This is a genomic window from Sphingopyxis sp. Geo25, assembly GCF_949769135.1.
Lineage (GTDB): Bacteria > Pseudomonadota > Alphaproteobacteria > Sphingomonadales > Sphingomonadaceae > Sphingopyxis.
The window spans coordinates 765,712-783,824 of the sequence record NZ_CATKOZ010000001.1 but is presented as its reverse complement, the minus strand read 5'-3'; the positions used below and the strand labels follow the sequence as shown (position 1 = coordinate 783,824).

At 66.7% G+C, this 18,113-nt stretch carries 14 protein-coding genes; 6 read left to right on the top strand and 8 right to left on the bottom strand.

Annotated elements, in window-relative coordinates:
- Positions 1–7 precede the first annotated feature (7 nt).
- Both kduD and kduI read right to left on the bottom strand, forming a co-directional pair.
- A complete protein-coding gene (gene kduD / locus QOL68_RS03985) occupies positions 8–775 on the bottom strand; it encodes a 2-dehydro-3-deoxy-D-gluconate 5-dehydrogenase KduD (RefSeq protein WP_156416548.1) in 768 nt (255 codons plus the stop codon).
- Positions 776–914: 139 nt separating this feature from the next.
- A complete protein-coding gene (gene kduI / locus QOL68_RS03980; protein ID WP_282947143.1) occupies positions 915–1,757 on the bottom strand; it encodes a 5-dehydro-4-deoxy-D-glucuronate isomerase in 843 nt (280 codons plus the stop codon).
- A 264-nt stretch (positions 1,758–2,021) separates the two neighbouring features.
- Here kduI and paoA point away from each other — a divergent pair, with 264 nt between their 5' ends.
- Genes paoA through paoC form a run of 3 tightly spaced genes read left to right on the top strand, consistent with a single transcriptional unit; the run spans position 2,022 to position 5,825 of the window.
- A complete protein-coding gene (gene paoA, locus QOL68_RS03975) occupies positions 2,022–2,666 on the top strand; it encodes an aldehyde dehydrogenase iron-sulfur subunit PaoA (RefSeq protein WP_282947140.1) in 645 nt (214 codons plus the stop codon).
- Entirely contained in the window at positions 2,663–3,613 is a 951-nt protein-coding gene (locus tag QOL68_RS03970) for an FAD binding domain-containing protein (RefSeq protein WP_282947138.1), read from the top strand. The genes paoA and QOL68_RS03970 overlap by 4 nt, the downstream gene beginning before the upstream one ends.
- 4 nt (positions 3,614–3,617) lie before the next feature.
- Positions 3,618–5,825 carry an aldehyde oxidoreductase molybdenum-binding subunit PaoC gene (paoC, locus tag QOL68_RS03965; RefSeq protein WP_282947136.1) on the top strand — a complete coding sequence of 736 codons (2,208 nt, stop codon included), beginning with the start codon at positions 3,618–3,620 and terminating at the stop codon, positions 5,823–5,825.
- 16 nt (positions 5,826–5,841) lie between these two features.
- Here paoC and QOL68_RS03960 read toward each other — a convergent pair whose 3' ends face one another.
- Positions 5,842–6,420, bottom strand: a complete 579-nt coding sequence (locus QOL68_RS03960) for a nucleotidyltransferase family protein (RefSeq protein WP_282947134.1) — start codon at positions 6,418–6,420, stop codon at positions 5,842–5,844.
- 33 nt (positions 6,421–6,453) lie between these two features.
- Between QOL68_RS03960 and QOL68_RS03955 the strand changes: the two genes are divergently transcribed.
- Positions 6,454–7,425 (top strand): XdhC family protein, encoded by a 972-nt coding sequence (locus QOL68_RS03955; protein WP_282947132.1) that lies wholly within the window; start codon positions 6,454–6,456, stop codon positions 7,423–7,425.
- Positions 7,426–7,440: 15 nt separating this feature from the next.
- Here QOL68_RS03955 and QOL68_RS03950 read toward each other — a convergent pair whose 3' ends face one another.
- The 3 genes from QOL68_RS03950 to QOL68_RS03940 are packed head-to-tail and all read right to left on the bottom strand — an operon-like array spanning position 7,441 to position 13,067.
- Complete coding sequence (locus tag QOL68_RS03950) at positions 7,441–8,841, bottom strand: efflux transporter outer membrane subunit (protein ID WP_282947130.1); 1,401 nt, start codon at positions 8,839–8,841, stop codon at positions 7,441–7,443.
- Positions 8,834–12,001 (bottom strand): multidrug efflux RND transporter permease subunit, encoded by a 3,168-nt coding sequence (locus tag QOL68_RS03945; protein WP_204993958.1) that lies wholly within the window; start codon positions 11,999–12,001, stop codon positions 8,834–8,836. The genes QOL68_RS03950 and QOL68_RS03945 overlap by 8 nt, the downstream gene beginning before the upstream one ends.
- Positions 12,002–12,011: 10 nt before the next feature.
- Positions 12,012–13,067 carry an efflux RND transporter periplasmic adaptor subunit gene (locus QOL68_RS03940; RefSeq protein WP_282947128.1) on the bottom strand — a complete coding sequence of 352 codons (1,056 nt, stop codon included), beginning with the start codon at positions 13,065–13,067 and terminating at the stop codon, positions 12,012–12,014.
- Between the two features lie 4 nt (positions 13,068–13,071).
- On the opposite strand from QOL68_RS03940, the gene QOL68_RS03935 reads away from it, so the two are divergent.
- Positions 13,072–13,938: a TetR/AcrR family transcriptional regulator gene (locus QOL68_RS03935; protein ID WP_282947126.1), complete on the top strand. Its 867-nt coding sequence runs from the start codon at positions 13,072–13,074 to the stop codon at positions 13,936–13,938.
- A gap of 81 nt (positions 13,939–14,019) precedes the next feature.
- On the opposite strand, the gene QOL68_RS03930 is transcribed toward QOL68_RS03935, so the two are convergent.
- Positions 14,020–14,544: a hypothetical protein gene (locus QOL68_RS03930; protein ID WP_282947124.1), complete on the bottom strand. Its 525-nt coding sequence runs from the start codon at positions 14,542–14,544 to the stop codon at positions 14,020–14,022.
- A gap of 124 nt (positions 14,545–14,668) precedes the next feature.
- Positions 14,669–17,269, bottom strand: coding sequence for an aminopeptidase N (gene pepN, locus QOL68_RS03925; protein WP_282947123.1), 2,601 nt, complete (start codon positions 17,267–17,269; stop codon positions 14,669–14,671).
- A 47-nt stretch (positions 17,270–17,316) separates the two neighbouring features.
- Between pepN and QOL68_RS03920 the strand changes: the two genes are divergently transcribed.
- On the top strand, positions 17,317–18,108 hold the full coding sequence (locus QOL68_RS03920) for a Rossmann-fold NAD(P)-binding domain-containing protein (RefSeq protein ID WP_282947121.1): 792 nt from the start codon (positions 17,317–17,319) through the stop codon (positions 18,106–18,108).
- Positions 18,109–18,113 lie beyond the last annotated feature (5 nt).

Sequence of the window (18,113 nt, the reverse complement as noted above, 5' to 3'; positions counted from 1 at the left end):
CGCGATGCTAGCGCGCGAGCCAGCCGCCGTCGACGGCGAGGATATGGCCCTGCACATAGTCCGACGCCGAGGAAGCGAGGAACACCGCGGCACCGCCGATGTCGGCGGGATCGCCCCAGCGCCCCGCCGGAATACGTTCCATAATCTGGCGATTGCGCGTCTCGTCGGCCTGCAGCGCGGCGGTGTTGTTCGTCGCGATATAGCCCGGGGCGATCGCATTGACCTGCACGCCCTTCGCCGCCCATTCGTTGGCGAGCAGCTTGGTGAGCCCGCCGACCCCCGATTTGGACGCGGTATAGCTCGGCACGCGGATGCCGCCCTGAAAGGTGAGCATCGAGGCGATGTTGATGATTTTGCCCGAGCCCCCCTCCTTCTCGATACGCGCAATCATGTGGCGACCCACGCTCTGACACAGGAAGAAGAGCGTCTTGAGATTGGTGTCCATCACCGCATCCCAGTCGTCCTCGGTGAAATCGACCGCGTCGGCGCGGCGGATGATGCCGGCATTGTTGACGAGGATGTCGATGCGGCCGAATTCGGCGAGCACCGCATCGACGAGCGGCTGCACCGCGCCGACGCTCGACAGGTCGGCGGCAAAATTTTCGCCCTTCCGTCCGAGTCCGCGCACCTTGCCGACGGTCTCGTCAGCGGGCGTGCGGCCCGCAGCGGCAATGTCGGCCCCCGCCTCGGCGAGCGCCACCGCGATCCCCTGTCCGATGCCAGCGTTGGCGCCGGTGACCAAGGCGACTTTTCCGTTTAGGTCGAACAATGACATCGGTCGTCTCATCCTCTCGTCATGCTGAACCTGTTTCAGCATCCATGGTCGGTCCCCTCATCCGGCGCGGCAACTTGGGAAGGGTCCGGCCCTGGACCCTGAAACAAGTTCAGGGTGACGAAGAAGACTGGAACGTTCTTTACGACAGCTGACAGATGTCGAGGACGTTCATGTCCGTATAATCCTGATTCTCGCCCGCCATCGCCCAGATGAAGGCATAGGATTTCGTACCCGCACCCATGTGGATCGACCACGGCGGCGAGATCACCGCTTCCTCATTCTGCATGACGATGTGGCGCGTCGCCTCGCCCTCGCCCATGAAATGCATCACGCGGTCGGTCTCGACATTGTCGAGTTCGAAATAGAAATAGATCTCGCTGCGGCGCTCGTGGATATGCGGCGGCATCGTGTTCCAGACACTGCCTTCCTTTAGCACGGTAAGCCCCATGACGAGCTGCGCGCTGTCGCAAACGCCGGGAATGACGAGCTGGTAGATCGTGCGTTCGTTCGATTCGGCGAGGCTCCCGCGGTCGAGCGCATTGGCGTCGGCGATGCCGAGCTTGCGCGTCGTGAACGCCTTGTGCGCCGGGCACGACGCCAGATAGTAGCGCGCGCCCTGCCCCGCGAACTCGACCTCCTTCGCGCCCATCGTCACATAGAGGCAATCCTTGTTGCCGAGCGTGAACACCTCACCATCGACGGTGATGGTGCCTTCCACAGACGAAATGTTGACGATCGCAAGCTCGCGTCGCTCGAGAAACGGGTGCCCGGCCGCCGACGGCGGCTCGGTCTGCGCCGGCAGCTTGACCGGCGCGCCGCCGACGGCAACCCCGCCGATCACGAAGCGGTCGGCGTGGGTGTAGTTGAGAACGCACTCGCCGGTCCGGAACAAATTCCGGATCAGATAGCGGTCGCGAAGCTCCGCGTTCGATACGTCCTCCATCATCGCGGGATGGGTGGCGTAATAGGTGCGATCGAACATGGCGGCATCCTCGAATGAGATCGGTTTGCGGCAGGAATAAAGAACAAGGTAACCGGTGTCAATATCGTGCCCGAGCTGCCATTGGACTGAAAAGCGGCGACGCCGCGAGACTCCCGATTGCCGTACCGCACATCCCTATGATACCGTTCGCGCACCACCGAAAAGATTGCGGGGCGGCGATGCATCGTCCCATCCGGCACATAATGGCTCAAAGCTCTGCGGGGACTGCAATCCGCGGGCGCATCAGACAATCGGGGACATGATATGGCGCCATCAGACGAGTTTCCCATTTCGCGGCGCGGACTGCTGGCCGGCGGCGCTGCGTCGGTCGCCACCGCGGCGGTCGCCAGACCCGCGATGGCCGAGACAGAATCCGCCAAGGCTCCGGCAAGCCCGCCGACCGCGAAGGTCGATTTCGAAGTCAACGGCACCGCGCACTCGCTCGAACTCGATACGCGCACGACATTGCTCGACGCGCTGCGCGAGCATCTGCGCCTGACCGGCACCAAGAAGGGTTGCGACCACGGCCAGTGCGGCGCCTGCACCGTCATCGTCGACGGGCGGCGGATCAACAGCTGCCTGTCGCTCGCGGTCCAGCACGACGGCGACCGGATCACGACGATCGAGGGGTTGGGCCAGCCCGGCAATCTGCATCCGATGCAGGAGGCCTTCGTCGTCCACGACGGATATCAATGCGGCTATTGCACCCCCGGCCAGGTCTGCTCGGCGATCGCGGTGCTGGACGAGATCAAGGCCGGCATCCCTAGCCACGTGACCGCCGACCTCACCGCCGCGCCCGCCGTCACGCCGCACGAACTGCGCGAGCGGATGAGCGGCAATATCTGCCGCTGCGGCGCCTATTCCAACATCGTCGACGCGATTATCGACGTCGCGGGAGTGAAGGCATGAAAAGCTTCACCTATGAGCGGGTCGACACCCCCGCCGCCGCCACCGCCGCCTTTGCCCGCATGCCGGGCGCGCGCTTCATCGCGGGCGGCACCAACCTCCTCGACCTCATGAAGCTCGAGATCGAAACCCCCGCCCATCTGATCGACGTCAGCCGGTTGAAGCTCGACACGATCGAGCCGACGAGCGATGGCGGGCTGCGGATCGGGGCGATGGTGCGCAACACCGACCTTGCCGCCGACGCGCGCATCCGGCGCGACTATGGCCTCGTTTCGCGCGCGCTCGTCGCGGGCGCCTCGGGCCAGCTTCGCAACAAGGCCACGACCGCGGGCAACCTCCTCCAGCGCACGCGCTGCCCCTATTTCTACGACACCAACCAGCCGTGCAACAAACGCCGGCCGGGCAGCGGCTGCGCCGCCATCGGCGGGTTCAGCCGCCTGCACGCTGTGGTCGGCGCGAGCGAGGCCTGTATCGCCACCCACCCCAGCGACATGGCGGTCGCGATGCAGGCACTGGACGCGATGGTCGAGACGGTCGACAAGGCGGGCAAGACGCGCCGCATCGCCCTTGCCGACTTTTACCGCGCGCCGGGCAGCACGCCGCACCTCGAAACCGCGCTGGCGCCGGGCGAGTTGATCACTGCGGTGACCCTGCCGAAACCCGTCGGCGGCACGCATATCTATCACAAGGTCCGCGACCGCGCCTCCTATGCCTTCGCGCTGATCTCGGTCGGCGTCGTCGTCCAGCCCGACGGCAGCGGCCGCGTCGCGCTCGGCGGGGTCGGTTACAAGCCGTGGCGGGTCAAGGCCGCCGATGCGGAGCTGCCGCGCGGCGCGAAGGCGGTGACCTCGGCGCTGCTCGCAGGCGCGAAGACCAGCCACGAAAATGCCTACAAGCTGCCCCTCGTCGAGCGCACGCTCGCCGGGGTGCTGGCGCAAGCGAAAGGCTGAACCGATGAAGTTCGACACGCCAGCGACCGAAAATCCGATCGATCAGCTCAAGGTCGTCGGCAAGCCGACCAGCCGGATCGAGGGGCCGCTCAAGACCAGCGGCACCGCGCCCTACGCCTATGAACGCCACGACGCCGTGCCAAACCAGGCCTATGGCTTCATTGTCGGGTCGGCGATCGCCAAGGGCCGCATCGCGTCGATGGATCTTGCCGAGGCGAAGGCGGCGCCCGGCGTTCTCGCCATTGTCACCGCGGCCAGCGCCGGGACGCTCGGTAAAGGCGACTTCAACACCGCCCGCCTGCTCGGCGGACCCGAAATCCAGCATTATCATCAGGCAATCGCGATCGTCGTCGCTGAGAGCTTCGAACAGGCGCGCGCGGCGGCCGGGCTCGTCCGCGTCCAGTACACCCGCGACAGGGGCAATTTCGACCTTGCGAGTTCACTCGACGGGGCGATCAAGCCGCCGGCCTTTTTCGGCACCGAACCCGACAGCAGCTTCGGCGATTTCGACGCCGCCTTCGCCTCGGCACCGGTCAAGCTCGACGAACATTATACGACCCCCGACCACAGCCATGCGATGATGGAGCCGCACGCCTCGATCGCAAGCTGGGACGGCGACAAGCTCACCTTGTGGACGTCGAACCAGATGATCGCCTGGTCGGTCGGCGACGTCGCTAAAACGCTCGGTATTCCAAGGGAGAATGTCCGGCTGGTCTCGCCCTATATCGGCGGCGGGTTCGGCGCCAAATTGTTCGTCCGCGCCGACGCGATCCTCGCGGCACTCGGTGCCAGGGCAGCCGGTCGGCCGGTCAAGGTCGCACTGCCGCGTCCGCTCATCGCGAACAACACGACCCATCGCCCCGCGACGATCCAGCGCATCCGCCTCGGCGCGACATCCGACGGCAAGCTGACGTCGATCGGCCATGAAAGCTGGTCGGGCGACCTCAAGGGCGGCGGCCCCGAAACCGCGGTCGGGCAGACGCGCCTGCTCTATGCCGCGCCGCACCGCATGACCGCGATGCGTCTCGCCGTCCTCGACCTCCCCGAAGGCAACGCGATGCGCGCGCCCGGCGAGGCACCCGGCCTGATGGCGCTGGAGATCGCAATCGACGAAATGGCCGAAAAGCTGGGCATGGACCCCGTCGCCTTCCGTATCCTCAACGATACGCAGGTCGATCCCGAGAAGCCCGAGCGCAAATTCTCGCAGCGCCAGCTCAACGAATGCCTCCGGATCGGCGCCGACAAATTCGGTTGGGCGGCGCGCAATCCGAAGCCCGGCCAGACCCGCGACGGCCGCTGGCTCGTCGGCACCGGAGTCGCCGCCGCCTTCCGCAACAATCTCAACGAAAAATCGGCGGCGCGCGTGCGGCTCGATCGCGCGGGGCGGGTGATCGTCGAGACCGACATGACCGACATCGGAACCGGCAGCTATACGATCATCGCGCAGACCGCCGCCGAAATGCTGGGCGTACCGCTCGATCAGGTCGAGGTCCGCCTCGGCGACTCGCGCTTCCCCGTGTCGGCGGGCTCGGGCGGCCAGTGGGGCGCGAACAGCTCGACCGCCGGCGTCTATGCCGCTTGCGCCAAGCTGCGTACCGCTATCGCGCAAAAACTGGGTCTCGATCCGGCAAAAGCCACCTTTGCGAACGGCAAGGTCAACGCCGGCCGAAAGAGCATCGCGCTCGCCAGGGCGGCGGCCGACGGGGAGGTCGTGGCCGAAGACATGATGGAATATGGCGACCTCGCGCAGACCTTCCAGCAGTCGACCTTCGGCGCACATTTCGTCGAGGCGGCGGTCGACGCCGCGACCGGCGAGATCCGTCTGCGCCGGATGCTTGCCGTGTGTGCGGCAGGGCGCATCCTCAACCCGAAGGCGGCGCGCAGCCAGGTCATCGGCGCGATGACGATGGGCGCGGGCGCGGCGCTGATGGAGGAGTTGGCGGTCGACAAGAGGTTCGGCTTTTTCGTCAATCACGACCTCGCCGGCTACGAAGTGCCCGTCCACGCCGATATCCCGTCGCAGGACGTGATCTTCCTCGACGAGGTCGATCCGACGACGTCGCCGATGAAGGCAAAGGGCGTCGGCGAACTGGGGATTTGCGGCGTCGCGGCGGCGGTCGCCAACGCGGTCTATCACGCAACCGGCATTCGCGTGCGCAACTATCCGGTCACACTCGACAAGCTGATCGACCGCCTGCCGGCGATCGCATGACGCGGCGGCGCGACTGCTACCGCACGGAGAGGTCCGAGGGGCGGTCGATGTCGGCGAGGTCGCCGGCGGCTGCCGGAACCAGCGCCGCCGAGGCAAGAAGCGCGCGCCCTCCCCGATCGCCCGTTGCCATACCCAGTTCGTCGAACACCGCGCGCGCGAACAGCACCGGAGGCATCGGCACGCCATCGCGGCTCGATGCGACGACCGGCGCCGTTTCGGGATCGAACCGCGCCAGTAGCTCGCGCAGGTGCGCCGCGCGCACGAAGGGCATATCGGCCAGGCAGAGCAGCGCCGCCCTCTCGGGACCGGACGCCACGGCCCCGATGCCAAGCCGCAGCGAGGCCGACAGGCCAAGATCGGTATCCGGGTTGGCGACGATCTCGAACCCTTGTGCCGCGAGCAGCGTCGCAAGGTCGCCGTCACGATCGGGGCAGACGGCGATACGCCGCGCTGGCGCAAGCTCGACGATCGCCGCCGCCGCGCGAAGCGCGACGGGCATGCCGTCGATCGGCGCGAGCAGCTTGTCCGCGGCGCCGAACCGGCTCGACCGGCCCGCGGCCAGAAAGATGGCGGCAACCGCGCCCGGATCGATCATGTCGCTTCCTCCGTTGCGCGACTGTCCGGCAAAATGAACCCGCTGGCAATCACTCCCGCCGACATCCTGCGCTTTGCGCTCGACGCGCCTGCCGGAGACGCCGTGCTCGTCACGCTGGTCGGCATCGCGGGGTCGTCGCCACGCGCGCTGGGGGCGCAGATGGTCGTCCGATCCGACGGCGACTATCGCGGCTCCTTCTCCGGCGGCTGTATCGAGGCGGCGATCGTCGGCGAGGCGCGGTCGATCCTCGCAACCGGGGAAAGCCGCATCGTCCGCTTCGGCGCGGGATCGCCTTATATCGACATCCGCCTTCCCTGCGGCGGCGGGATCGACCTGCTGTTTACACCCCGCCCCGACCCGCGGGTGATCGCCGCAACGCTTGCCCGCCTCGATGCGCGTGAACCAGCCGCGATCTCTATTTCGGACGCTGGAATAACCGCTGCCCGGTCCACCGCAACATGCGGCTGGTCAGGCGACAGCTTTCTCCGGCCCTTCGTTCCGTCCCTGCACATCGTCGCGATGGGGCACGGCGATGCGTTGGTCGCGACCGCGCGCCTCGCCCATTTCTTCGGCGCCGATGTTCGCGCTGTTTCTCCGGCGTCGGCAGACGTGGCCGAGCTTGCTGCCGCCGGCATCGCGGCAATGCCGATCGACCACCGCGCCCCTCCCCCGCTTCGGGGCGACCGCTGGACCGCCTTTATCCTGCTGTTCCACGACCATGAGTGGGAAGAGGTCCTGCTCCCCTGGGCGCTGCGGCAACCGCATCTCCATGTGGGCGCCATCGGCGGCGCGCAAAGCCGCCGTGACCGGCTGAGGATGCTACGCGAGAAGGGATTCGGCGAATCGACCCTCGAGCATTTCCGGACCCCCGCCGGGCTGATCCCGGCAACGCGCGATCCGGCAACGCTTGCCCTGTCGGTTATCGCGCAAATCGTCGCCGCCTATCAGGCCGAGGGGCCGGGTGCGCAAAAGCGAGCGACCGAAGCCGTAAGCCTTTACGACTGACCGGCGAGCCCACGGTCAGGCAGGCCCGACCAACCCTCCGCCCAGCGCGACATACAGTGTCACCAGATTGTCGGCCTGCGCGCGGCGCAGTTCGATCAATGCCTGTTCGGCGGCGAACAGGCTGCGTTCGGCGTCGAGCACTTCGAGATAGGTCGAAACACCCTCGCGGTAGCGTTTGCGCGCCAGGTCGGCGATGCGGCGCGTCGCCAGCGTACCGCGCTCCTGCGCCTCGACCTGTTCGGCAAGATAGCGCCGCCCGGCGAGCGCATCGGCGACTTCGCGAAAGGCCGACTGGACCGTCTTTTCATAGGTCGCGACCGCGATATTCTCGCGCGCCTCGGCGACCGTCAGATTGCCCCGGTTGCGCCCGAAATCGAAGATCGGGAGGGTGATCGACGGCCCGAAGCTCCACGTCAGCCCATTGTTGGTAAACAGGCCGTCGAGCGCGCTCGACGCGAAACCGACATTGCCGGTCAGCGAGATCGACGGGAAGAAGGCGGCGCGCGCCGCGCCAACGTTGGCGCGCGCCGCGCGAAGCTGTTCCTCCGCCGCCACGATGTCGGGCCGGGCGACGAGCAGGTCCGACGGCAGGCCAGCCGACAGCGCCGGCGGCGATGACTGGGCGGCCAGCGACAGCGGCGCGGGCAGATCGGCCGGAAGCGGACCGCCGACGAGCACAGCAAGGAAATTGTCCGCCTGCGCCTTCGCGAGCTTCAGGCTCGCAAGCTGCGTCTCGGCCTGCGTGAGCAGCGTCTCCGACTGGCGGTAATCGAGCGCCGAAGTCACCCCGGCGTCGAGGCGCAGCTTGGCGATCCGCAGTCCTTCGCGCCGGCTCGTCACCGTCGCCTCGGCGAGCTCGATCTGCTCCTCGGCGCCGTGCGAGGCGAAATAGGTCGATGCAACGTCGCGAACCAGCGTCAGCCGGAACGCGCGCTCGGCCTGCTGCGTCGCGAAATACTGGCTGCGCGCCGCCTCCGACAGATTCTTCACCCGGCCCCAGAAATCGAGTTCGAACGAGGTGACGCCAACGCCGACCGAATAGCGGTTCGATGTGTCGGTTCCGGCGCCGGTCAGCGACGGGCCCCGGCTACGCGCCGCCTCGGCGCTCGCGCCAACGGTCGGCAGGCGATCGGCGTCCTGAATGCGATAGAGGCCGCGCGCCTCCTCGATGCGCGCGACGGCCACCGCCAGATCACGATTGCGCTCGATCGCGCGCGCGATCAGTGCCTCGAGCTGCGGGTCGGCGAAAAAGTCGCGCCACGCGACGTCGGTCGCGCGTTGCCCCAGCGTCACGTCATTCTCGAACCCCTGCGGATAATGCGCGTCGGTCGCCAGCGGCGGCCGCACATGCTCGGGCGCGAGGTTGACGCAGCCCGTCAACGCGGTCGCGGCGAAGAGGACAGCGAACTTACGCATGGCCGGGCTCCGGGTCATGATGACCTCTCTCGCCGGGCGCGGGCGGTCGCTTGCGGCTCAGCCATTTGCGCACCGACAGGTAGAAAAGCGGGATGAAGAAGATACCGAGCAGAGTGGCGGCAATCATTCCGCCCATCACGCCCGAGCCGACCGCGATGCGGCTCGCCGCGCCAGCGCCGCTCGCGATGACCAGCGGCACCATGCCAAGGATGAACGCCAGGCTGGTCATGATGATCGGGCGCAGCCGCAGCTTCACCGCTTCCATCACCGCGTCGAGCGTGGACTTGCCCTCGGCCTCCTGCTCGATCGCGAATTCGACGATCAGGATCGCATTCTTCGCCGACAGGCCGATGATCGTGATCAGCCCGACGTTGAAATAAATGTCGGCGCTGAGCCCGCGCATCATCGAAAAGAGCACCGCGCCGAGCACGCCGAGCGGCACGACGAGGAGCACCGCGACGGGCACCGACCAGCTTTCATAGAGCGCCGCGAGCAGCAGAAAGACGACGACGAGCGACAGACCGAGCAGCATCCCGATCTGCCCGGCGGACTGCTTCTCCTCATAGGAAATGCCCGTCCATTCATAGGAGAAACCTGCGGGCAACGAGGCCGCAAGCCGCTCCATCTCCGCCATCGCCTCGCCGGTCGACTGGCCGGGCGCGGGTTCGCCCGAGATCGTCATCGCGGGATAGCCGTTGTAGCGCTGGAGCTGCGGCGCCTCGGCCGACCATTCGGCGGTGCTGAACGAACCGAAGGGAACCATCTCGCCCGCCGCGCTCCGCACCTTGAGGTCGGTGACGTCCTGCGGGGTCATCCGGCTCGCGGCGTCGGCCTGGATCAGCACGCGCAGCACGCGGCCCTCGCGCGTGAAGTCGTTGGCATAGGCGCTGCCAAAGGCGATCGCGAGCGTCGCGTTGACGTCGCCGATCGACAGGCCGAGGGCGCGCGCCTTGATGCGGTCGATATCGACCTTCAGCACCGGTGCATCCTCCTGCCCTTCGGGCCGGACGTTCGCCAGCAGCTTGCTCTGCATCGCGCCGCCCAGCATCTGGTTGCGCGCCTGCATCAGCGCCGCGCGGCCGTTGCCGCCGCGATCCTGCAGCTTGAACGTGAAGCCGCTCGCGGTGCCGAGTTCGGGAATCGATGGCGGGCTCAGCGAGAAGACGAACGCCTCCTTGATCCCCATGAACGCGCCCATGGCCTTGCCGGCGATCGCATCGGCGCTGTCCCCGCCGCCCGTGCGCTCGTCCCACGGCTTGAGCGGGGTGAACATGATCGCGTTCGCCTGGCCCTGACCGAAGAAGCTGAAACCGCGGACGAGCACGGTGTTCGCGACCTGCGGCTGCGCGGCGAAGAATTTTTTCACCTGGGCCGACGCCAGATCGGTGCGCTGCGTCGTCGCGCCCGGCGGCGCTTGGACGACGGTGATCAGATAGCCCTGATCCTCCTGCGGCAGGAACGAACCCGGCAGGCGCGTGAAGAGCAGCGCAGTCACCGCGACCATCGCTACGAAGACGCCGAGCCAGCGCAGCGGCGACGACAATATGTGTCCGACGCGCCCCTGATAGCGATCGGTCGTGCGGCCGAACCAGCCGTTGAAGCGGGCGAAGAAGCGGTCGAATCTTTCGCCAATGGGCCCGCTCCGCTTCTCCTCATCGTGCGGCTTGAGCAGCGTCGCGCAGAGCGCCGGGGTCAAGGTCAGCGCGAGCATGGCGGAAAAGGCGATGGAAATCGCGAGCGTCAGCGAGAATTGCCGATAGATGCCGCCCGTCGAGCCGGGGAAGAAGGCCATCGGGATGAACACCGCGATCAGCACCAGCGTGATGCCGATAATCGCCGAGGTGATCTGGCTCATCGCCTTCACCGTCGCTTCATAGGGCGACAGATGCTCCTCGCTCATGATGCGCTCGACATTCTCGATCACGACGATCGCATCGTCGACGAGAATGCCGATCGCCAGCACCATGCCGAACAGGGTCAGCACGTTGATCGAAAAGCCCGCGATCCAGAGGCCGAGGCACGCGCCCGCGAGCGCGATCGGGACGACGATCGTCGGGATTACCGTCGCGCGCCAGTTCTGAAGGAAGAGGAACATGACCAGGAAGACCAGGATCATCGCTTCGCCCAGCGTCTTCACCACCTCTTCGATCGACAGGCTGATAAAGGGGGTCGTGTCGTAAGGGATCGACCAGGTGACGTCGGGCGGAAAGCCCTTCGAAAGCTCTTCCATCCGGCTGCGGATACCCTCGGCGGTCGACAGCGCGTTGGCGCCTGGCGTCAGCTGGATGGCAAGGCCCGCCATCGGCTTGCCGTTGAGCTCCGAGGAAAAGACATAATTCGCCGCGCCCAGCTCGACGCGCCCGACGTCGCCCAGCGTTACCGCCGAACCGTCGGGGTTGGCGCGCAGGATGATGCCTTCGAATTGCTCGGGCTTGGTGAAACGCCCCTGCGTCGTGATCACGGCGTTGAGCTGCGCATTCTTTGCAAGCGGCTGGTCGCCGAGCTGGCCGCCCGGCGTCTGGCTGTTCTGCTCCTGCACCGCGCCCAGCGCTTCGGCGGGTGACAGATTGTGCGAAGCGAGCTTCTGCGGGTCGAGCCAGATGCGCATCGCATATTCGGGCGCAAAGGCCTGGACGTTGCCGACGCCGTTCACGCGGCGCAGCTCGTCGAGCACGCGCGTGTTCGCGAAATTGTTGACCTCCATCGGGTCGGTGTTGCCGCTCTTCGACGTGATCGCGACGATCAGCAGGAAGCCCGAATTGGCCTCGGTGACCGAGATGCCTTGGCGGCGCACGTCGTCGGGCAGGCGTTGCTCGACCCGGCGGAGACGGTTCTGCACCTCCAGCTGGGCGTCATCGATATTGGTGCCGGCTTCGAACGTCAGCGTGATCGAGGCCGTCCCGTTCGATTCGCTGGTCGAGGCCATGTAGAGGAAACCCTCGACCCCGTTCAGCTCCTGCTCGATCACCTGCGTGACATTCTGCTCGAGCGTGCTCGCATCGGCGCCCGGATAGGTGACGCTGATCGTCAGCGATGGCGGCGCGACCGAGGGATATTGTTCGACCGGCAAACCGCGCAACGCGATGATTCCGGCCAGCAGGATGCCGATGGCGATGACCCATGAAAAAATGGGCCGGTCGATGAAAAAGCGGGGGCTCATGCGGCGCGGCTCAGCGTTTCTTCGTCGCGGTTTTGGCGGGCGTCGGCCGCGTCGCCGCGGTTCCGCCGACCTTGGCGGTCTGCCCCGGCTGGACCTTCTGCAGCCCGTCGACGATCACGCGGTCGCCGGCGCGCAACCCGTCGAGAATCGCCCACTGCCCCTGTTGCATCATGCCGAGCTTCACCGGACGGATCGTGACGATGTTCTTTGCATCGAGGATCATCACCGTCGCCGCATCGGCCGACAGCTTGACCGCGCGCTGGGGGATCAGGATGCCGTTCGGCCTGAAACCGGCCTTGATACGCGCGCGCACAAATTGCCCCGGCAGGAGCGTATCGGCGGGATTGGGGAATTCGGCGCGCAACGCCGCGGTGCCGGTCGCCTCGTCGATCGACAGGTCCAGGAAGTCGAGATGCCCGACCACCGGATAGGGGGTGCCGTCCTCGAGTACCAGTTGCACCTCGACCCGGCCCACCGGCGGAATCTGCAGCTTCCCGCTTTCGATGTCGCGGCGGATCGCCATCAGATCCGAACTCGACTGGCCGAAATTGACATAGACGCGGTCGATCTGTTCGATCGTCGTGAGCAACGTGCCCTGCGCCGCGCTGACCAGCGCGCCCTCGGTCACCTCGGCGCGCCGCGCCCGGCCGGCAATCGGCGCCGTCACGCTCGCATAGCCCAGGCTGAGCCGCGCCGAATCGAGATTGGCCTGCGCCGACTGGACGTCGGCCTCCGCGGTGCGCTGCGCGGCAACCGCAGCATCATACTCCTGCTTGCCGATCGCCTGTTCGGACAGCAGCGGCTGATAGCGGCCGACCACCTGCCGTGCATTGGCGGCGGTCGCCTGCGCGCGGGCAAGCTGGGCGCGCGCCGCATTCACGTTCGCGGTCAACTGGCGCGGATCGATCCGGAACAGCGCCTTGCCCGCGGCAACATAGCTGCCTTCCTCGAACAGGCGGCGCTCGACGATCCCGTCGACGCGCGCGCGCACTTCGGCAGTGCGATAGGCCTGCACACGGCCGGGCAGCTCGATGATATTGGGAACAGGCTGCGTCCCGACCGTCACGATGTTGACCTCGGGCGGCGGAGGCGCAGGCGGCGCATCCGACGAACAGCCAGCCAGCAACAGGGCCAGCGCAGCGCCGGAGGCGCTTGCAAAGGGACGGACGCGACTCATAGGGACCCCTGAAAAATTCGCTGTTTTCGGTGAACGTCGACGGATGGAAACCGTTGCACTTTGGCGCGGTGTAATTAAGATTACAGAAAAGAGCAAGGGAGAGGACGGGCTGTTGGTCGAGAATGAAGTGACGCTATGTCAAACCGATAGACCCGAGGGGCCTACCAGTCCGCGCGAACGGCGGTACGAGGCGATTCTCGACGCTGCCGAAACGCTGTTCATGGACCAGGGATATGACAGGACGAGTCTCGCCGAGATCGTCCGGCGTTCGGGCGGCTCGCTCGCGACCCTCTACGAGCTGTTCGGCAACAAGCAGGGCCTGCTTCATGCGATCGCCGTGCGCTGGCGCGACGAGACGATGCATGGCCGCGTCAACCAGGTGGAGGCGTCCGATACGTCGGCCGTCGAAATCCTGATGGGCTTCGTCCGCCGCGAGATCGGGCTTTGGCAATCGCCGCGTACGGTGGCGCTGTTGCGGATGCTGGTTTCCGAAGGCCTGCGCGACCGCGATTTCGCGTTGCAAACCTATCGCGACCTTCACCTTCCTTTCATTGCGGAGGTATCCGCATTATTCTCCGAATGGGCTGCGACCGGCAAGGCGGCAATCGACGATCCGGAAGCGGCCGCGCATCTTTTTCTATCGACGATTTCGGGCGACATGATGCTCAACCGCCTGTTCGGCGTCGAAGACGCCATGCTCGACGAAGCGCAGATCCGCTGGCGGCTACAGCCATTTTTCAGCCATTTCAGGATCGCCTGACCGCCCGATCGCCGACAGCGCGCCCGATATACGGCTGGGCACCGACGGGGGCCGATGGATTTGCGGCGGCCGTCGGCGAACCTATCGGGCCTTCCGGATCGAGATCGAAATCGTCCGCACACGCTTGTGGTAAACTGCGATACCGGCCTCGACGACGATCCCGCCGCTCTGCGTCCAGCGCGCAAAGTCGTTCTGCTTCGGATTGCCCGGGCCGAGCTGCGGTTCACCCATGGTGATCGCCGGTGAGAGTATTGCAGCCACATCGGCGCCCGACAGGCTGGTGTTTGCCGATCCCGTGATCTGACAGGTCGCGCTGTAAACGGGGCTCGAACCATTTGTCGTCGTGAGCATCAGGCCATCCTTGATGAACACGCGCGGCATTTGCACGGGCGCCGTTCCGCTGATCAGTCGCGGCGTGGTTTCGTTCCATCCGTTCAACGTTGCGTTTCGGGCAACGGCGTCGACGTCGGGAAATCTGTCGCGGCACATCGTCGTGAAAGCGGCGACATAGCGCGCCGGGTCGGCCTCGGGCGCTTTCTCGGCTTGGGCACCGGCGATGAGCGCCGCGCTGGAAATCAAGGCATACCCCGTCACGCGTATCGACATCGACCCACTCCCGTTCTGCGGGCTTCCATGCCTCGCAGGGACTTAAAACCGGGTCAAATGAGAAGGTTACTATAGTCTTGCGCCAGAAATCGAAAGGCAGGTTCCGGCCCGCCCGAAGCCGACGCTACCCCAGCAAGCTCTTCGACGCCTGTTCGGTCACGTCGCGCGACAGGCCCGGTTGCGCGAGGATGCGTTGCAGTTCGGCCTTCATCATCGCCTGCCGCGCCTCGTCGAAGCGTTTCCAGCGGCCGAGCGGCGGGATCATGCGCGCCGCGGTCTGCGGGTTCTTCGGGTCGAGCGCGATGACAAGGTCGGCGATCAGCCGATAGCCCGCCCCATCGGCCTGATGGAACGCCGCCTGATTGCCCGTCAGCGCGCCATAGAGCGAGCGCACGCGATTGGGGTTCGCCAGCGTGAAGTCGGGATGCCCGGCCAGTTCCCTCACCGCATCGACGGTGTCGGGGCGCAACGACCAGGCCTGCACCTGGAACCATTTGTCGAGGACGAGCGGATTGTCGCGATAGCGCTGGTAGAAGATGTCGAGCGCGTGGGTGCGCTCGTCGCTGTCGCCATGCGCCAGCGTCGCGAGCGCCGCCTGCCGTTCGGTCATCCCGTCGGCGTCGGAGAAGATCCGGAACGCGACCGCCGGCGCATCGGGCAGCCCCGTCGCCGCCAGATAGGCGAGCGCGACGCCGCGCAGGCGCCGTCCCCCCTTCGCCTTGCGCGACAGGATCGCGGCGGGCGGCGGCGTTTCGCCAAGGATCGCACGCCATTCGCTCTCGAGCGCTCGGCCGATCGCCGCCTGCAGCGCCAGTCGCTCGCGGCGGATCGCGTCGGGGTCGACGACGACCATCTGGTCGCCGACGAACGCTTCGCTCGGCAGCAGCACCGCCTCGGCAACGAACGCCGGATCGGCGGCGCGTCCGCCAAGCGTCTGCGCGACGGCGTCGATCACGACGCTGTGATCGACCGTCTCGCCCGACACGGCGGCGACCAGCGTGTCGAGCATCAGCTGCTGCAACGCCTCGTAGCGCGCGAACGGATCGTCGTCGTGTGCCGCAAGCCACGCCAGTTCGCCGTCCTCGCGCGCGCAATCGACGATCACCGGCGCCGAGAAACCGCGGTTGACCGACAGCATCGGGCGGCTGCGATAATGGCCGAGCGACACCGCCATCTCGGCGCGGTCGAGCAGGACAAGCCGTTCCTCCTCGACACCATGCCCGCCGTCGAGGTCGAACGCCTTGATCCGCAGCGGGATCAAGGTCGGCGCCTTGTCGGGCTGGCCGGGGGTCGCGGGCACCGTCTGCGCGAGGTGCAGCACGCGCTCGCCGGTGGCCTCGTCGCTCTCGATGCGCGCGGTGACGCGCGGCGTCCCCGCCTGCTCGTACCAGCGGCGGAACAGCGTGAGGTCGACGCCCGCGCCATCCTCGATCGCGCGGACGAAATCCTCGCACGTCGCCGCCTCGCCGTCGTGGCGCTCGAAATAGAGATCGGTGCCTTTGCGGAAACGCTCCGCCCCGACCATCGTGTGCATCATCCGGATGACCTCGGCGCCCTTGTTATAGACGGTCGCGGTGTAGAAGTTGCTGATTTCCTGATAGGAGTCGGGCCGGATCGGATGCGCGAGCGGCCCCGCATCCTCGGGGAATTGCGCAGCGCGGAGCAGGCGGACATCCTCGATCCGCTTGACCGGAGGCGAGCCCATGTCGGCCGAAAAGCTCTGGTCGCGAAAGACGGTGAAGCCCTCTTTCAGGCTCAGCTGGAACCAGTCGCGACAGGTGACGCGGTTGCCCGACCAGTTGTGGAAATATTCGTGCGCAACGACGCCCTCGACCCCGTCATAGTCGAGGTCGGTCGCGGTGTCGGGGTCGGCGAGGATGTAACGCGTGTTGAAGATGTTCAGCCCCTTGTTCTCCATCGCCCCCATGTTGAAGTCGCTGACCGCGACGATGTTGAACAGGTCGAGGTCATATTCGCGGCCATAGACCTGCTCGTCCCATTTCATGCTGTTCTTGAGCGCCTGCATCGCGTGGCTCGTGCGTTCGACGTCGCCCTCGCGCACCCAGATGCCGAGTTCGACCTTTCGCCCCGACAGGGTGACGAACTCGTCGCGATTGACCACCAGGTCGCCCGCGACGAGCGCGAAGAGATAGGAGGGCTTCGGCCACGGATCTTCCCACAGCGCCCAGTGCCGCCCGCCTTCGCTTTCGCCCTTTTCGATGCAATTGCCGTTCGACAGCAGGATCGGGAACAGCGCCTTGTCGCCTTCCATCCGCACCTTGTAGCGGCTGAGGACGTCGGGCCGGTCGGGGTGGAACGTGATGCGGCGAAAGCCCTCGGCCTCGCACTGGGTGCAGAGCATCCCGTTCGACGCGTAGAGGCCCATCAGCTGCGTGTTCGCGGCCGGGTTGATCGCGGTGTCGACCTCGACCACCGCCTCGGTCCGGTCGCCGAGATCGACGACCAGGTCGGGGCCTTCCATGCGCCAGTCGTTCCAGCCCTCGCCGTCGACGCGCACCGCGAGTGCGGTGAGCCCGTCGCCGCGCAGCGTCAACGGCACTGGCGCGTCGGCGCTGCGCACCACCGACAGCGCGGCGGTGACGCGCGTCTCGTCGATCCCCAGCGCGAAATCGAGCGCGATGTCGGGAAGCTGCCATTCGGGCGGCCGGTAATCGGCGCGGTGGATGGTGACGGGAATGGCGGGCGTGGAAGAGGCATCGGTCATGAACGAGGGTCTAGGCGCGGCGCCGCAGCCGCGCAATAAGCGCTGCAATGGCGAAGATGCTGATTTTCGGAATGGGCTATGCCGCGGGTCATCTCGCGGAGCGCCTGCGCGCGCGCGGCTGGGACGTGGAGGGCACCACGCAAGACGGGCGCGGTGAGAGCATCGCGTTCGCCGACGAGGCTGCGGTAATCGGCGCGCTGCGCTCGGCGACGCATATCCTCTCATCGGTCCCACCTGCAGGCGGCCGCGATCCGGTCCTCGACCGTTTCGGACAGGCGATCGCCGTCGCCCCTGCCGGCTGGGTGGGCTACCTGTCCTCGACCGGCGTCTATGGCGACACGGGCGGCGCGTGGGTCGACGAAAGCGCGCCGATCAAGGGCCGCCGCCCCGACCGCAACGCCGCCGACGCCGCATGGTCGGCGCTGCGCGGCGACGTGCGGGTCTTTCGCCTGCCCGGCATCTATGGCCCCGGCCGCTCGATCCTCGACCGGATCAACGAAGGCCGCGCGCACCGGATCGACCTGCCCGGTCAGGTTTTCAGCCGCGTCCATGTCGATGACATCGCGGGCGGCGTCATGGCGTCGTTCCGCGGACCGGCGGGCATCTACAACCTCGCCGACGACGAGCCCTGCCACCAGAACCGGCTGGTCGAATGGGGCTGCGCGATGCTCGATGCGCCCCTTCCCCCGCTCCTGCCGCTCGACGAAGCCGGCCTCTCGCCTGCCGCGCGCGCCTTCTATGCCGAGAACCGCCGCGTCGCGAACGGCAAGGCGAAGCGGCTCCTCGGCTGGGCGCCATGTTATCCGACGTTTCGCGACGGGCTCGCCAGCCTCGTCTAGGGTCC

Coding starts and splice junctions, on each gene's coding strand:
- kduD (WP_156416548.1), bottom strand. CDS start 775: ATGTCATTGTTCGACCTAAACGGAAAAGTCGCCTTGGTCACCGGCGCC.
- kduI (WP_282947143.1), bottom strand. CDS start 1,757: ATGTTCGATCGCACCTATTACGCCACCCATCCCGCGATGATGGAGGAC.
- paoA (WP_282947140.1), top strand. CDS start 2,022: ATGGCGCCATCAGACGAGTTTCCCATTTCGCGGCGCGGACTGCTGGCC.
- QOL68_RS03970 (WP_282947138.1), top strand. CDS start 2,663: ATGAAAAGCTTCACCTATGAGCGGGTCGACACCCCCGCCGCCGCCACC.
- paoC (WP_282947136.1), top strand. CDS start 3,618: ATGAAGTTCGACACGCCAGCGACCGAAAATCCGATCGATCAGCTCAAG.
- QOL68_RS03960 (WP_282947134.1), bottom strand. CDS start 6,420: ATGATCGATCCGGGCGCGGTTGCCGCCATCTTTCTGGCCGCGGGCCGG.
- QOL68_RS03955 (WP_282947132.1), top strand. CDS start 6,454: ATGAACCCGCTGGCAATCACTCCCGCCGACATCCTGCGCTTTGCGCTC.
- QOL68_RS03950 (WP_282947130.1), bottom strand. CDS start 8,841: ATGCGTAAGTTCGCTGTCCTCTTCGCCGCGACCGCGTTGACGGGCTGC.
- QOL68_RS03945 (WP_204993958.1), bottom strand. CDS start 12,001: ATGAGCCCCCGCTTTTTCATCGACCGGCCCATTTTTTCATGGGTCATC.
- QOL68_RS03930 (WP_282947124.1), bottom strand. CDS start 14,544: ATGTCGATACGCGTGACGGGGTATGCCTTGATTTCCAGCGCGGCGCTC.
- pepN (WP_282947123.1), bottom strand. CDS start 17,269: ATGACCGATGCCTCTTCCACGCCCGCCATTCCCGTCACCATCCACCGC.
- QOL68_RS03920 (WP_282947121.1), top strand. CDS start 17,317: ATGGCGAAGATGCTGATTTTCGGAATGGGCTATGCCGCGGGTCATCTC.